Source organism: Kribbella sp. NPDC049584, assembly GCF_040675555.1.
Taxonomy (GTDB): Bacteria; Actinomycetota; Actinomycetes; order Propionibacteriales; family Kribbellaceae; genus Kribbella.
In genome coordinates, this window is record NZ_JBFAPF010000016.1 from 100285 (window position 1) to 115767 (window position 15483).

13 protein-coding genes are annotated in these 15483 nt (G+C 66.9%); 6 read left to right on the forward strand and 7 right to left on the reverse strand.

Translation table 11 applies throughout. The annotated features are described in order from the left end of the window. Window positions 1–959: 959 nt before the first annotated feature. Window positions 960–1499 (reverse strand): ester cyclase, encoded by a 540-nt coding sequence (locus AB0J62_RS38480; RefSeq protein ID WP_363882168.1) that lies wholly within the window; start codon window positions 1497–1499, stop codon window positions 960–962. Between the two features lie 77 nt (window positions 1500–1576). Here AB0J62_RS38480 and AB0J62_RS38485 point away from each other — a divergent pair, with 77 nt between their 5' ends. Continuing rightward, on the forward strand, window positions 1577–2227 hold the full coding sequence (locus AB0J62_RS38485; RefSeq protein ID WP_363882170.1) for a TetR family transcriptional regulator: 651 nt from the start codon (window positions 1577–1579) through the stop codon (window positions 2225–2227). A gap of 302 nt (window positions 2228–2529) precedes the next feature. Continuing rightward, window positions 2530–3291, forward strand: a complete 762-nt coding sequence (locus AB0J62_RS38490) for a hypothetical protein (protein ID WP_363882172.1) — start codon at window positions 2530–2532, stop codon at window positions 3289–3291. Between the two features lie 132 nt (window positions 3292–3423). Here AB0J62_RS38490 and AB0J62_RS38495 read toward each other — a convergent pair whose 3' ends face one another. After that, window positions 3424–3894: a nuclear transport factor 2 family protein gene (locus AB0J62_RS38495; protein ID WP_137252566.1), complete on the reverse strand. Its 471-nt coding sequence runs from the start codon at window positions 3892–3894 to the stop codon at window positions 3424–3426. A 1128-nt stretch (window positions 3895–5022) separates the two neighbouring features. Between AB0J62_RS38495 and AB0J62_RS38500 the strand changes: the two genes are divergently transcribed. The 4 genes from AB0J62_RS38500 (at window position 5023) to AB0J62_RS38515 (ending at window position 8995) form a co-directional block, all read left to right on the forward strand. Then, on the forward strand, window positions 5023–5319 hold the full coding sequence (locus AB0J62_RS38500) for a metal-sensitive transcriptional regulator (RefSeq protein WP_130446371.1): 297 nt from the start codon (window positions 5023–5025) through the stop codon (window positions 5317–5319). Window positions 5320–5611: 292 nt separating this feature from the next. After that, on the forward strand, window positions 5612–5830 hold the full coding sequence (locus AB0J62_RS38505) for a heavy-metal-associated domain-containing protein (RefSeq protein ID WP_363882175.1): 219 nt from the start codon (window positions 5612–5614) through the stop codon (window positions 5828–5830). Beyond that, window positions 5827–6798: a hypothetical protein gene (locus AB0J62_RS38510; RefSeq protein ID WP_363882177.1), complete on the forward strand. Its 972-nt coding sequence runs from the start codon at window positions 5827–5829 to the stop codon at window positions 6796–6798. Before AB0J62_RS38505 ends, AB0J62_RS38510 begins: the two co-directional genes overlap by 4 nt. Continuing rightward, a complete protein-coding gene (locus AB0J62_RS38515; RefSeq protein WP_363882179.1) occupies window positions 6779–8995 on the forward strand; it encodes a heavy metal translocating P-type ATPase in 2217 nt (738 codons plus the stop codon). The genes AB0J62_RS38510 and AB0J62_RS38515 overlap by 20 nt, the downstream gene beginning before the upstream one ends. Here AB0J62_RS38515 and AB0J62_RS38520 read toward each other — a convergent pair. From AB0J62_RS38520 to AB0J62_RS38540, 5 genes are all read right to left on the reverse strand, one after another. Beyond that, window positions 8988–10529 (reverse strand): glycoside hydrolase family 13 protein, encoded by a 1542-nt coding sequence (locus AB0J62_RS38520; RefSeq protein WP_363882181.1) that lies wholly within the window; start codon window positions 10527–10529, stop codon window positions 8988–8990. The genes AB0J62_RS38515 and AB0J62_RS38520 overlap by 8 nt on opposite strands. Before the next feature lie 506 nt (window positions 10530–11035). Then, a complete protein-coding gene (locus tag AB0J62_RS38525) occupies window positions 11036–11905 on the reverse strand; it encodes a carbohydrate ABC transporter permease (protein ID WP_134105551.1) in 870 nt (289 codons plus the stop codon). Next, complete coding sequence (locus AB0J62_RS38530; RefSeq protein WP_363882184.1) at window positions 11902–12894, reverse strand: sugar ABC transporter permease; 993 nt, start codon at window positions 12892–12894, stop codon at window positions 11902–11904. The genes AB0J62_RS38525 and AB0J62_RS38530 overlap by 4 nt, the downstream gene beginning before the upstream one ends. Next, window positions 12894–14264 carry an extracellular solute-binding protein gene (locus tag AB0J62_RS38535; protein ID WP_363882186.1) on the reverse strand — a complete coding sequence of 457 codons (1371 nt, stop codon included), beginning with the start codon at window positions 14262–14264 and terminating at the stop codon, window positions 12894–12896. The genes AB0J62_RS38530 and AB0J62_RS38535 overlap by 1 nt, the downstream gene beginning before the upstream one ends. Before the next feature lie 174 nt (window positions 14265–14438). Beyond that, entirely contained in the window at window positions 14439–15431 is a 993-nt protein-coding gene (locus AB0J62_RS38540) for a LacI family DNA-binding transcriptional regulator (RefSeq protein WP_363882188.1), read from the reverse strand. Window positions 15432–15483 lie beyond the last annotated feature (52 nt).

A 15483-nucleotide genomic window follows, 5' to 3' on the forward strand; every position in this document is an offset into this window, starting at 1 on the left:
TTTCGTCAGACAGCAGACGCACAGCCTGACACCTTTGTTCGTGATCAGGTGAGTTCCCCACGCGCGCTACGCAGGCGCTCTCCTCGTCGCGACGCTCCTCGGCGCGCCCGCTCCGCGCGCTCCCGCCCACCCTCCGGCTACCGCCGGCGTTCCTTCCGGCTCATCGCCGGGGTGGCTCGCTGCCGCTCGCACTGACTGCTAAGCGGACCTGGTCCGTCGCGGTTGGGGCGTGCTGAGTGGTGGAGCTGGCGTGCCCCACGCGTGCTATGCAGGCGCTTGCCTCGTCGCGATGCTCCTCACCGCACCCGCTTCGCCCGCTCCCACCCGCCCGTCGGCTGCCGCCGACATTTGCCGGCTTACCGCCGGAGTGGCGAGCTACCGCTCGCACTGACTGCTAAGCGGACCTGGTCCGGCGCGGTTGGGGCGTGCTGGGTGGTGGAGCTGGTCCACCCCACGCGCGCTACGCAGCCGCTTGCCTCGTCGCGATGCTCCTCGGCGCACCCGCTTCGCCCGCTCCCACCCGCCCGTCGGCTGCCGCCGACATTTGCCGGCTTACCGCCGGAGTGGCGAGCTACCGCTCGCGGTGACTGCTTAGTGGACCTGCTTCGTCGGCGTCGGACGTGGCCGCCGATCGAGGTGTCCGGCCCGGCGTGCTACGCGTCGCGCCTCCTTGCAGCGCTGCTCACCGTGTCCGCGGTACGCGTCTCAGCTCTGAACCTGTGGCATGCAGCATTGGCTCACCCACTCAACGCCGAAGACGCGAACTTGATCCATAGGCGGTCAACTCCGCAGTACATCGCGTCGCTTGATGTCCTCCGTCGACAGGTGGGCGACACACGTCCGCAAGGTAATCTGCGACAGCCGAAAACGCGGATCGCGGCAGATAAGGACGTTCGTCGTGCCGGCCTGCCGATGGTGTCTGGCAGGCCGGTTCGCCGGACGTCATGGATCGGCTGGTGTCAGGTTGGGCGCTTCTGGGCACGCCTCTTGGCGAGTGCCGCGCGCAGCAGGAAGGTCGGTGAGGGCGGCACCCACCCGGCTTGTCTGGCCATGGCGAGGTCGTCGCGGTTTGCCCAGTGCTCGGTGATCAGCCCGTCCCGGGTACGGAACCAGTGGGTCTGGGTGATGGCGAAGGGCTTGCCGGTGGGCGGCATGACGGAGTCAACGACGGTGGAGCCCGGCTGGTAGTTGACGAAGTCACCGATGTGGTGGCCCGACATCGTCACGTGCAGGACCACGAGGTCATCCTGCTCGGCTGTTTCGTGGATCTCGAAGTGCAGGCCACCGAAGGCTCCGCGTAGCCACTCGGCGGTGGCGTAGAACCCGGCTGGACCAGGCTCTCGGGTGGGTGGCGGCTCGACGGTCGCCTCGCGATTGACCGCTTCCGGATGGTAGATGCGCTCGAAATCGTCGCGGCTACCAGTGGCCATGGCGTCCAAGCTGTGAGCACACAGCGCGGTCGCTCCACTGTCGATACTGCGGTCGACGCTGCCGGTCATGACGGTTCCCCCCTCGGCTCGCCCATCTGATAGGGTCGAACCCTACTCAACTCTGATAGGCCCTGACCCTAATGAATATGAGCGACCCCGTCAACCCCCAGAAGCGCCCCTACCACGCACCGCAACGGGCGGCCGCTGCCGCGCGCACCCGCGAGGCGATCGCCGCCGCCGCGATGGACGTCTTCGAGCGCCTCGGCTGGTCAGGCGCCACGATGCGCGGTATCGCGGAGCAGGCCGGCGTGTCTCTCAAGACCGTCGAGGCACTCCACCGCACCAAGGCCGAGCTGCTCAAGGAAGTGGTCGACTACGCCATCGCCGGAGACCTGCGGCCAGTCCCGATCTTGGGTCGCGATTCCGTAGCAGCCATGCAGGCCGCACCTGACGCGCCCACGATGCTCGACCTCCATGCTCGCCACGCCCATGCCATCAGCGAGCGCGCCGCATCGATCTTCTGGGTCGCCGAGCAGGCCGCACCCGCCCACGAGGATGTCGCCACGCTCTGGGGGCATATGTGCGACAACCGCCGCGCCGGCGTCCACTGGGCCGCTGCCACGCTGCTGGCCAAACCAGGCATGCCGGCCCACGTCGGCCAGCGCTACGCCGAAGAGGTCTTCTGGATCGCCACAGACCCCGCCACCTACCGGAGCCTCACCCTCGGGCGGGGCCTTGACCCGGCCGGCTTCGAAGCCTGGATCAGGAACTTCTACGACAAGATGCTCCTGCACTAGACCAAGCACGTAGCACGTGCTTTGCGGCGCGAACCCCAGGCCAACATGAACGCTCGACCATCGGCAGCTCCGCACGCTCCGACACGCGGACCGACTTCTAGCCTGTCGCACATCAGGTGGCGGACATGTGTCGCACATCTGTGTCGGATCACAATCGGTCGCTTGATGTCCTCCGTCGACTGGGGTGCGACACTCGTCCGCCAGGTGATCTGCAACGGTGCGACGGCAGGGATCGCGGCTAGATCGGCGCGTTGTATTACGCCGCGGGCACCTGTGAGCTCGAATTCCGCCAGGATGGCGGCATGGATGTGCGGAATTCCGAGCCTGAGAGTTGGCTGGAGCGATACAGGGCCGGCGATCGCGCGATTGTCTGGCACGAGATTCGCCAACTGGGTGCGCGGCTCGACGAAGCGCAACGTGAAGGCGCCCAGCTTGTCTGCGATGAGATGGCCCGGCGGGCTCGTCGAAACGTCGAGGTTCTCGTCGAGCAGCTGACCGCTGAGGGCTACCGCTTCCACTCCAACGACGACCGAGAGGAGCCAGAAGTCCCGTTCTTTCCAGCGAGCGGGAACGCTGAGGGACAGGCGCGGTGGCTGGTCGAGCACTTCGGTTCGGTGCCGATGACTCTGCTCTCTTGGTTGAGGATCGTCGCCGACGTGTGGCTCGTGGGAACGCACCCCGAATGGCCCGAGGCAACAGGGGCCGATCCGCTGGTCATCGACCTTGAAGGCATGCGGTACCCGACCGACCCCCTTCGCGAATACTTCGCAAGCGACTACGACTTCTGGCTCGAGGCACAAGCACAATCAGACGACGACCGCGACTTGTTCTGTCTGCCGATGTCGCCAGACAGACTCACGAAGGACAACACCAGCGGCGGCCCGCCGTACGGAGTGGTGGTTCCGGACGGTTGCGTCGACGGCCTGTGGGTGGGCGAGACGACGATGCCGTTCGTCGCCTATCTCAACAATGCCTTCGCACATGGCGGATTCCCCGGACAGGTCGATTCATATGACGCATGGCAGCACAGGAGCCGCCTTGCGGCGCCACTTCTGCCGCTATAGAGCCGCGACATACGCCGTACGAAACTGCACTCTTCTCGGCCGATCCGTACGTTGGCCGGCGCGCCGGGTGATTTCTGCCAGTTGCGCATCAGTTGGCGGACATCTGTCGGCGGATCACATAGGCGACGTTGATTAGAGGCCCAGTTCGGTGAGGCCCGGGTGGTCGTCCGGGCGTGGGCCTGGCGCGTCCCAGTGGAACAGCCGGTCGGACTCGGCGATCACCTGGTCGTTGATGCTGGCGCGCCGGACGCGCATCAAGCCGTTCTCGTCGAACTCCCAGTTCTCGTTGCCGTGCGAGCGGTACCACTGGCCGGCTGCGTCGTGCGACTCGTAGACGAAGCGGACCGCGATCCGGTCGTCGGTGAACGCCCAGAGCTCCTTGATCAGGCGATAGTCCAGCTCACGAGCCCACTTCTGCGTCAAGAACTCGACGACCTCGGCCCGTCCGTTCACGAAGACATCCCGGTTCCGCCAGTAGGTGTCCGGCGTATAAGCAAGCGACACCGCCTCCGGATCCTGCTTGTTCCACGCATTCTCCGCGGCGCGAACCTTCTGGATGGCGGTCTCCCGGGTGAAAGGCGGGAGTGGCGGACGCGCGTTCACAAGCAGCTCCTTCAGTTGGCCAGCAAGTCCGTTCAATCTTGGATCAAATTGCCCGCCCGCGCTACGCATTCGCTGCAAGCGGCGGACGTGTCGGGTGAAGCTGCAGGCGGTGAACGGATGCCGTTGCGAGGGCGGACGTGTAGTCCGAGGCCATCCCTCCCGAGGCACCCCGGGCAAGCACTCAGCCCGCGCCGGTCCTCGCGGCGAGGAGACGCGCTTGCGTAGCGCGCGGCAAACCAGCTCCGCCACAAACGAGCTCTGCCGCGACGAACCAGGTTCACCTAGCGGTCGACGCGAGCGGCAGCTGGCCACCCCGGCGATAAACCGGAAGAACCGCCGGCGGCAGCCAGAGGGCGGGCGGGAGCGCGCGAAGCGGGCGCGCCGAGGAGCGCAGCGCCGAGGAAAGCACCTGCGCAGCACGCGTGGGATCAACCACGTCGACCGCCAACCAGCCCGCCGCAACGAACCAGCTCGACTCAGCAGTCGACGCGAGCGGCAGCTCGCCACCCCGGCGATAAGCCCGAAGACACGCCGGCGGCAGCCGGAGGGTGGGCGGGAGCGCGCGAAGCGGGCGCGCCGAGGAGCGTAGCGAGGAGAGGCGACCGCGCAGCACGCGTGGGAGAAACCACCTCCACCGCCCAGCAGCCCGCCGCGACGAACCAGCTCGACTAAGCAGTCGCCGCGAGCGGCAGCTCGCCACTCCGGCGATAAGCCCGAAGAAATGCCGGCGGCAGCCGGAGGGCGGGCGGGAGCGCGCGAAGCGGGCGCGCCGAGGAGCGCAGCGCCGAGGAAAGCGTACGCGGAGCACGCGTGGGATCAACCACCTCCACCGCCAACCAGCCCGCCGCAACCAACCAGCTCGACTAAGCAGTCGCCGCGAGCGGCAGCTCGCCACCCCGGCGATAAGCCGGAATACACACCGGCGGCAGCCGGAGGGCGGGTGGGAGCGCGTGGAGCGGGTGCGGTGAGGAGCGTCGCGACGAGGCAAGCGCCCGCGTAGCGCGCGTGGGGCAGACCACCTCCCCATAAATACCCCCTACAGGTATTGATCAGGACTTGCATTCGATACCCATAGGGGGTACTTTTTGGTGATCGACATACCCCCGAGGGGTAGCTGAGGAGTTTGAGATGAGCGACGAGCACGTACACGGTTACACCGCTGAGAAGACCAGTCACCTGAAGCGGCTGCGGCGGATCGAGGGGCAGATTCGCGGTCTGCAGCGGATGGTCGAGGAGGACAAGTACTGCATCGACATCCTGACTCAGGTGTCGGCGGCCACGAAGGCGTTGCAGTCGTTCTCGCTCGAACTGCTCGACGAGCACCTCTCGCACTGCGTGGTCGAGGCCGCGCAGAAGGGTGGTCCGGAGGCCGAGGAGAAGGTCCGCGAGGCCTCCGACGCGATCGCCCGCCTGGTTCGTAGCTAGTCCCTCGACGCGATAGCCCGCCTGATTCCTACCTAATCACTCGGAGCCATCGCCTGATTCGTAGCAATCACTCGAAGCGATGGGCCCCTGGTCCGTAGCTGAGCACTCGGAGCCATCGCCCACCTGCCTCGTACCAATCACTCGACGCGATAGGCCCCGGGTCCGTAGCTAAGCACTCGGAGCCCACCTGACTCGTAGCAATCACTCGACGCGATCGTCCGACTGGTCGTGGCTAGTCGCTCGACGTGATCGCCCGCTTGGTTCGTAGCTAATTACTCAAGGAGCAGCTGATATGACCACCACCACTTACTCCGTGTCCGGTATGACCTGCGCGCACTGCACGTCCGCGGTCACCGAGGAGCTGAGCAAACTCGTGGGTGTGCAGGACGTGACGATTGATCTCGTCGCGGGTGGCACCTCCGCGGTGCATGTGACGAGTGAGTCCGCGCTCGACGAGGCCGCCGTACGCGAGGCCGTCGACGAGGCGGGTTACGAACTGGCGGCGTCGTGAGCCGGGCCGCTGCGCTCCGGCTCGGCGCGTTCGCCGGTGCCCTGGCGCTCGCCTTTGGGGCGGCGTACGGCATCGGCACCGCGGTCGATCCGATCGCGGCGGCCGACGCACCTTCGCAATCGCAGGAGATGGGGATGAGCGACATGGGCGGACACGACGCCGGCGGGCAACTGCCGGGGCTCGCGGTGTCCGACGCCGGGTACACGCTCGCCCCGGCGTCGACGTTCTTCACCGCCGGGACGAAGACCGCACTGCGTTTCACCATCAAAGGGCCGGACGGCAAGCCGGTCACGCAGTACACGAAGACGCATGAGAAGGACCTGCACCTGATCGTCGTACGGCGCGATCTGTCCGGTTTCCACCACGTGCACCCGACCTTGGCGGCGGACGGGACGTGGAGCATCCCGTTCACGTTCACCGCCGGCGGGACGTGGCGGCTGTACGCCGACTTCCAGCCGGCCGGCCTCGACAAGAACATCACGCTCGGCACGGACGTCAACGTCACCGGGCTATATGTCCCGGTCCCCCTGAACGAGCCGGCCGCCGTCACCAGCATCCACGGGTACGACGTCACGCTCGCCGGCACGCCGGTTGCGGGCAAGGAATCGCAACTGACGTTCAAGATCAGCAAGAACGGCAAGCCGATCACCGACCTGCAACCGTACTTGGGCGCTTTCGGGCACCTGGTCTCGCTGCGCAGCGGCGACCTGGCCTACCTGCACAACCACCCGGCGCAGCACGCCGAGCCGGGGATGAAGGGCGGCCCGTCGATCGACTTCATGACGACGTTCCCGACCGCGGGCACGTACAGCCTGTTCCTGGACTTCCAGCATGCCGGCGCCGTACACACCGCGGAGTTCACGGTGCACGTCGACTCGACCGGCACCACGATCACCCCGCCGACCGCCGTACCGGCATCCACCGCGCATGAAGAGGAGGCACACGAACATGAGCAACCAGTCCGTTGAGCTCATCATCGGCGGGATGACGTGCGCCTCCTGCGCCGCCCGCGTCGAGAAGAAGCTGAACCGGATGGACGGCGTCACAGCGACCGTCAACTACGCCACCGAGAAGGCGAAGGTGACGTACCCCGACGGCGTCTCGACCGACGATCTGGTCGCCACCGTCGAGAAGACCGGCTACACCGCGGCCTTGCCGACGCCGGCCGTCTCGACCGAGGCCGAGGAGCCGGATGAGCTGAAACCCCTGCGGGAGCGGCTGATCGCGAGCATTGTGCTCACGGTGCCGGTGGTCGCGTTCGGGATGATCCCGGCGCTGCAGTTCGACTCGTGGCAGTGGGCGTCGCTGACGCTGGCGTTCCCGGTGGTCACGTGGGCGGCCTGGCCGTTCCACAAGGCCGCCTGGACGAACCTGCGGCACGCCGCGACGACGATGGACACGCTGATCTCGCTGGGCGTCGTGAGCTCGTTCCTCTGGTCGCTGTACGCGTTGTTCCTCGGCTCGGCGGGCGAACCCGGCATGAAGATGCCCTTCACGCTGATCCCGTCGCGCGGCAGCGGTGCCGAGGAGATCTACCTCGAGGTGGCGACCGCGGTCACCGTGTTCATTCTGTCCGGGCGGTACTTCGAGGCGCGGGCCAAGCGTCGCTCCGGTGCCGCGTTGCGCGCCCTGCTGGAGCTCGGGGCGAAGGACGTCGCCGTACTGCGCAACGGTACGGAGACCCGAATCCCCGCCGACCAACTGGTCGTGGGTGACGAGTTCGTGGTCCGGCCAGGCGAGAAGATCGCGACCGACGGCGTGATCGTGACCGGCAGCAGTGCGGTCGACGCATCGATGCTGACCGGCGAATCCGTGCCGGTCGAGGTCGGCGCGGGTGACGCGGTCGTTGGTGCGACCGTCAATGCCGGCGGTCGGCTCGTCGTACGGGCTGTGCGAGTCGGCGCGGATACTCAGCTGGCGCAGATGGCGCGGTTGGTGGAGGACGCGCAGAACGGGAAGGCCGCCGTACAACGCCTTGCCGACAAGGTGTCCGGGATCTTCGTGCCGATCGTGATCGGGCTTGCGCTGGCGACGCTCGGCTTCTGGCTGGGCAACGGTTCGCCGGTCGAGGTCGCGTTCACGGCGGCAGTCGCCGTACTGATCATCGCCTGCCCGTGTGCGTTGGGGCTGGCCACGCCGACCGCCTTGATGGTCGGTACCGGTCGGGGCGCGCAGTTGGGCATCCTGATCAAGGGCCCGGAGGTGCTGGAGTCCACGCGGCGCGTCGACACCGTCGTACTGGACAAGACGGGCACGGTGACCACGGGCCGGATGGAGCTGGTCGACGTACTACTGGCTCCCGGTCAGGACCGGGCCGAGGTACTGCGGTTGGCCGGCGCGCTGGAGCACTCGTCGGAGCACCCGATCGCGCAGGCCGTCGCCCGGGCTGCATCAGCCGCCGGAAAGCTGCCGGAGGTCGAGGACTTCGGGAACGTCGAAGGTCTCGGGGTGCAAGGGATCGTCGACGGGCATGCCGTGCTCGTCGGGCGGACGCGGTTGTTGGAGGAGTGGAGCCAGCACCTGCCTGACGACCTCGCGCACGCGAAAGAGCACGCGGAAGCGGAAGGCAGTACGGCGGTTGCGGTCGGGTGGGACGGGGTTGCGCGGGCCGTGCTGGTTGTTGCGGACACTGTGAAACCCACATCGGTGCAGGCGATCTCTCAGTTGCGCGAGCTCGGCCTGCGGCCGGTGCTGCTGACTGGCGACAACGAAGCAGTTGCGTTGAAGGTTGCCGGTGAGGTCGGGATCGACGACGTGATCGCCGAAGTACTGCCGGCCGGCAAGGTCGACGCGGTGAAGAAGCTGCAGGACGAGGGTCGCGTGGTCGCGATGATCGGTGACGGCGTCAACGACGCGGCCGCCCTCGCCCAGGCCGACCTCGGCCTGAGCATGGGCACCGGCACCGACGTGGCGATCGAAGCAAGCGATCTGACACTGGTGCGCGGCGATTTGCGGGCGGCTGTGGATGCCATTCGGCTGTCCCGCAGTACGTTGCGCACGATCAAGGGCAACTTGTTCTGGGCCTTCGCCTACAACGTGCTGGCGCTGCCGCTCGCCGCCGCCGGCCTGTTGAACCCCATGCTGGCCGGGGCCGCGATGGCCTTCAGCTCGGTGTTCGTCGTGTCCAACAGCCTGCGGTTGCGTCGGTTCCGTTCGCTCACCTGACCCAGGCGGTCGCGTCGGCCGGAAGCTTGCCGTCGTCGAGGGGGATGCTGCTCAGCAGCACCTCCTCGTGCGGCGGCAGGTCGATCGGGTCGGCGCTGAGGTTGGTCACGCAGGTCAGGTTCTCCCGCCGGAACGCCAGTACGTCGGCGGCAGATTCGACCCAGGACAAGGTGCCGTCGCCCAGCAGTTCGCGTCGGATCCGTAGTCCGGTGCGGTACAGGGCCAGCATCGAGTTCTGGTCATCGTGCTGGGACTCGACCGTCAGGTTCTTCCAGTCCGCCGGCTGCGGAAGCCACGGCGTACCGGCTCCGAAGCCGAACGGCGGTTCCTTCCCGGACCAAGGTAGGGGCACTCGGCAACCATCCCGGCCGCGGTCGGCGCCTCCCGAGCGCGCGAAGATCGGATCCTGCAGGAGCTCGTCCGGCAGATCCTCCACCTCGGCTAACCCCAGCTCTTCGCCCTGATAGACGTAGAGGCTCCCGGGAAGCGCCATGGCGAGGAGGGCGGCCGCGCGGGCACGGCGCTCGCCCAGCACCAGATCGGTCGGCATTCCATGCTTGCGATCCTGGTGCGAGAACGAGGTGTCCGGTCGTCCGTACTTCGTCACCGGGCGCGTCACGTCGTGGTTCGACAGCACCCAGGTCGGGGGTGCCCCGATCGGTACGTGCGTCGACAGCGTCAGGTCGATGGAGGCGCGTAGCTCGTCGGCCTCCCACGGGCGCGACAGAAAGTCGAAGTTGAACGCGGTCTGCATCTCGTCCGGCCGCAGGTACAGCGCGAACCGTTCCTGGTCGGGCATCCACATCTCCCCGACGAGGAAGCGCCCGTCGTACTGATCGGTGAGGTGCCGCCAGCCGCGATAGATCTCATGTACTTCGTCGTGGTCGGTGTACGACTCCTCGACGCTGTCCAGGTCCTTGAACAGTACGGCGGCGCTGTCGATCCGGATCCCGTCGACGCCACGATCCAGCCAGAACCGGAGGATGTCGTGAAATTCCTCGACAACCTCCGGGTTCCGCCAGTTGAAGTCGGGCTGCTCGGGCGCAAACAGGTGCAAGTACCACTCACCGTCCTCGACCTGTGTCCACGCCGGCCCGTTGAAGATCGACTGCCAGTCGTTGGGCGGACCATCGTTGCGGCCGGGGCGGAACAGAAACCTCTCACGCTCCGGCGACCCCGGGCCGGCACGGAGGGCCTCGACGAACCAGTCCTGCTGGTCGGAGCCGTGGTTCGGCACGATGTCGATGATCGTCCGGATGTTCAGCGCGTGAGCCTCCGCGATATACGCCTCGGCCTCCTCCAGCGTGCCGAACGCCGGGTCGATCGCCCGGTAGTCGGCAACGTCGTACCCACCGTCGGCCATCGGCGACGGGTACCACGGGTTCAACCAGATCGCATCCACACCAAGCTCAGCCAGATACGCCAACTTCGCCCGCAGCCCAGCCAGATCCCCAACCCCGTCCCCGTTACCATCCGCAAAACTCCGCAAATAGACCTGATAAATCGCAGCCCCACGCCACCACTCGTCACCCACAAGATCTCCTCTCAACCGCCCCTCGCTCCGCTCGGGCCGGTGATGTCTATTCATGCCCAACCCGACCCACATTGCCGGCTCCTCTCCCACCACCCCGAGCTGAGCCGAGTCCAACCCGACCCCAGGGGCCAACCCCTCGCCCCCGCCCGACCCGGCGGGGGATCCAACCCGACCCCGCAGGGTCGGCTTCTCTCCCACCAGCCCGACCTGCGCCGGGTCCAACCTGACCCCGCAGTGCCGGTTCCTCTCCCACCCCCCCGACCTGAGCCGGGTCCAACCGACCCCCAGGGGCCAGCTCCGCTCCCACCACCCCGACCCCGGGGCCCGGTCCAACCCGACCCCAGGGGCCAACCCCTCGCCCCCGCCCGACCCGGCGGGGGATCCACCCCGACGCCGCAGGGCCGGCTCCTCTCCCTCCAGTCCGACCTGGGTCGGGTCCAACCCGACCCGTGCCGGGGCCGGCTCCTCTCTTTCCCCGCCCCGAGCGGAGCGAGGGCGGGGTTCTTTCATCCTTTGAGGCTTCCGGCTGTTAGGCCTGCCATGATGCTTCGCTGGAAGATGAAGAACACGATGATCGTGGGCAGGCTGGCGATGACCAGTGAGGCTATGAGGACGTTCTGGGGCATCTGGGCCGAGAGGGACGCGATGCCTACGCTGATGGACATCTTGTCGGTTTCCGGGAGGACCAGGAGCGGCCAGACGAAGTCCTTCCAGACCGTGACCACGGACAGGATCGACACGACTCCGATGATCGGGCGGGAGACCGGCAGCACGATCGACCACAGGATCCTCGCGGGTGAAGCACCGTCGATCTCGGCGGCCTCCAGCAGCTCCCGCGGGATCGAGTCGAAGAACCGCTTCAGCAGGAACACGAAGAACCCGTTCGCTGCCGCCGGCAACCAAATCGCCCACGGGGTGTTCAGCAGGTCGGCGTGGAAGATCGGCAGGTCCTTCGCCACCAGGTACGTCGGAAGCAGCAGAACCATCGGCGGGATCATCAGCGTCGCCAGCATCGCGCCGAGCACCAGCTTCCCGAAGATCGGTCGCAGCTTCGACAACGCGTACGCCGCGCTGACGTCGACCGCGAGCGTGAACAGCCATGCGCCGCCGGCGTACAGCACGGTGTTCTTCAGGAAGACACCGAGCTGGAGCTGCTCCCACGCGTCGACGTACACGTGCAGGTCGAAGTGTTTCGGGAAGAAGCTGGGCGGGATCTGCGCGAGCTCGTCAGGTGACTTGAGCGCGCCCGTCACCATCCAGTAGAGCGGGAACACGAACGCGCCGGTGAACCCGACAACCGTCACCGTGAGGATCGTCCAGTAGATCACCCGGCCGCGCGGCGTGCGGAGTGCGAGCGGTGAGACCAAGGTCCTCATCGGGCGTCCTCCTCGCGCGACACACGCAGGTAGATCGTGGAGAAGATCAGCAGCACGATCATCAGCATCAGGCCGAGCGCGGAGCCGCCGCCGAAGTCGCCGAAGTTGAACGCGTACTGGTACATCAGGTAGGCGACCGTCACAGTCGCGTTCTCCGGGCCGCCGCCGGTCAGCAGGTACGGCTCGATGAAGACCTGCATCGTCGCGACGATCTGCAGGAGCAGCATCACCAGCAGGATCAGCTTGGTCTGCGGGATCGTCACATGCCAGACCCGCCGGAACAGCCCGGCGCCGTCGAGCTCGGCGGACTCGTAGAGCTCGCCGGGGATGCTCTGCAGCGCAGCAAGGTAGATGAGCGTTCCGGTGCCGAGGTTCATCCAGGTCGACACGATCACCAGGCTGATGAGCGCCGTACTCGTCGAGTCCAGCCAGCTCAGCGGCGGGATGTGGACGACGCCGAGCGCCTGGTTGAAGAGGCCGGCGCCCGGGTCGTAGAACCACTTGAACAGCAGTACGGCGACCGCCGGCGGGAGCATCACCGGCAGGTACACAACGAACCGCAGGTACGCCTTGGCGTGCTTCAGCTCATTGAGCACCACGGCGAGCACGAACGGGACGGCGTATCCGATCACCAACGCCAATCCGCTGAAAGCCGCCGTGTTCAACCACGCAGACCGGAACGCCGGGTCCGCAATCACCGTACGAAAGTTGTCGAACCCGACCCAGACCCCCGGATCCACGAAGTTGTTCTGCTGAAAACTCAGCACAACTTCCCGAATCATCGGATACCAGGAGAAGAGCGCAAAACAGATCAGCGCACCACACAGGAATCCGTACGCCGTGAGGTTCCGCCCGAACGCTCGCCGCAGGGCGCCTGCCGTGTCGCGCTCCGCGCCGTTCGCCCCGCCTCCGGAGCCGCTCGCTCCCCCACCGCGCGCCGTCCCCGCGAATCGGGGACGGCGCGCGGGAGTTCGGGTGGCAGTCGCCATCACGTGTTCTTCGCGAGGATCTTGTTGGCTTTGCTCTCCGCGTCACTCAGGAGCTTGTTGATGTCGGCGTCCTTGCGCGTGAGGACGGCGGACATCGCGACGTCGAGGACGGCATAGAGCTCCTGCGCCTTGGGCGGCTCGAGCTTGTTGGTGATGTTGCCCTGGGCAGCGACGTACGGCGCGAAGTTGTCGACCGGGACCGTTGCGTACTGCTTGCGCAACGCGGTGATCTCGTTGCCGGGGGCACTGGTTCCGTAGAGGTCCGGGATCGGCAGACCGACCGGGCGACCCTGCTGCTTCGACCGCGCGTAGTCGAACTGGCCCTTGCCCGGCGTCAACTCGTGGAACTCGAGCCACTGCAGACCGGCCTTGATCTTCTCCGGCGACGCCTTCGGGTTGAACATGTACCCGTCGCCACCGCTCAGCGACGACTTCCCGTCCGACTCCGGTACGGCGGTGACGCCGTAGTCCTCGAACTTGCCCTTGAAGTCGTTGTTGACCGACTGCACGACATCCGGCGCGCCGACCATCATGCCGAGCTTGCCGCCGCCCATCATCCGCATCAGGTCCTCCCACTGGAGCAGCTGCTTCGTGCCCATGGAGTTGTCGTCCCAACGCATCTTCTTCAGGTTCTCGAGAACCGCCTTACCCTCGTCGCTGTTGAACGCGGCGGTCTTCCCGTCGTCGCTCACCATCGACCCGCCGCGCGCGTACAGCTCGGCCGCGAAGTGCCACCCGCCCGTGTTGCCGGCGGAGTACTCGCCGTACCCGACGTAGCCCGGGCCGAGCGCCGCGATCTTCTTCGCCGCGTCGCGGACCTCCTCCCACGTCTTCGGGGGGTTGGCCGGGTCCAGACCGGCCTGGGTGAACAGCTTCCGGTTGTAGACCAGGCCCATGTTGTAGTTGTTGCGCGGCAGCCCGTACGTCTTGTCGCCGTCCTTGAACACGCCCATCACGTCCGGACGCAGATCCTTGACCGCGCCGACGCTGCCGACGTACTGGCTGATGTCGGCGGCCTGCTTCTTCTCGATGATCTTCCGGACGTCGGTGTAGTAGACGTAGAAGAGATCCTCCTGCGTGCCGCCGGCCAGCTTCGCCTGGAACGTGTCGGGGTTGATGCAGGGGAACGCGTCCTTGCCCTGGACGGTGATGTTCGGGTGCGCTTTCTGGAACGTGGCGACGTCCGCCTCCCAGGCCTCGCGCTCCTTCGGATTGCTCTTCGGCGGCTCGCAGCCGACCGTGATCGTCACCGGTCCGTCCGACGCTCCCCCAGCGGCCGGCTTGTTTCCGTCGTCCGACCCGCAGGACGCGGCCACCAGCCCGAGTCCCGCAACCAGCAGCAGGCTGAGCCCGCGGCGCGTTGTCGTCATTTCCACCCTCTCCCTCGGATCGTGTGGACACCGTAGGGAACTGGACGCATGATCGCAATACTTCGATCTGAGATTGCAAAAACGTGACTTCTCGTGGGAGATTACCCAGCAGAGGGCAAACGACAGCAGCCGCCGACCAGAGCGGTCAGCGGCTGCCGGGGTACTGCGTGACGTCTAGATCCGGGCCCGTGCGGTGGATGCGCGGACGACGAGCTCGGGCTCGAAGAGCAGTTCGTCGGCGGGTACGACGGCGCGCTCGATCAGGGCGACCAGCATGTCGACCGCGGCGCGGCCCATCGCGTCGATCGGCTGGCGGACGGTGGTGAGCGGCGGGTCGGTGCAGTTCATCATCGCGGAGTCGTCGTACCCGATCACCGAAACCTCGCCCGGGACACTCAGGCCGGCTCGCCGGACGGCGCGGATCGCGCCGAGCGCGAGGATGTCGCTGGCGCAGACGATGCCGGTGACGCCGGCGTTCACCAGCCGGGTCGCGGCCGCGTGCCCGCCCTCGAGCGAGAACATCGTGTGCTCGACGAGCTTCGGATCGGCCTCGTCCGCGGCGAGGTACGCCTCGAGCTTCCGCCGTGAGGGGATGTGGTCGCGCGGGCCGAGAACCATCCCGATCCGCAGGTGGCCGAGCGCCCGCAGGTGCCCGATCGCCATCTCCGCGGCGACGTAGTCGTCCGACGAGACCTGCGGGAACCCAAGGTGGTCGACGGCAGCGTTGACCAGCACGGTCGGCAGCTTGCGCTCCTGGATCAGCTCGTAGTGCTGGTGCGGCGCGTCCGCCTGCGCGTAGAAACCGCCGGCGAACACCACCCCGGACACCTGCTGCTGGAGGAGCAGATCCACGTAGTCGGCCTCGGACACGCCACCGACCGTCCGGGTGCAGAGCAAGGAGGTGAAACCTTGCTGCGCGAGCGCGCCGCCGACGACCTCGGCGAACGCGGGGAAGATCGGGTTCTGCAACTCCGGCAGGACCAGACCGACCAGCCGGGCACGATCACCGCGAAGCTGTGTGGGACGCTCGTACCCCAGGACATCGAGTGCGGTGAGCACCGCTTCACGGGTCGCCTCGGACACGCCCGGCTTCCCGTTCAGGACGCGGCTCACGGTGGCTTCGCTGACGCCGACCTTCTTGGCCACCTCTGCAAGTCGTCGTGTCATGGCGCAAACTCTACGCCTAATCACGCAAGAATTTGCAAGCACTTGCGTACCT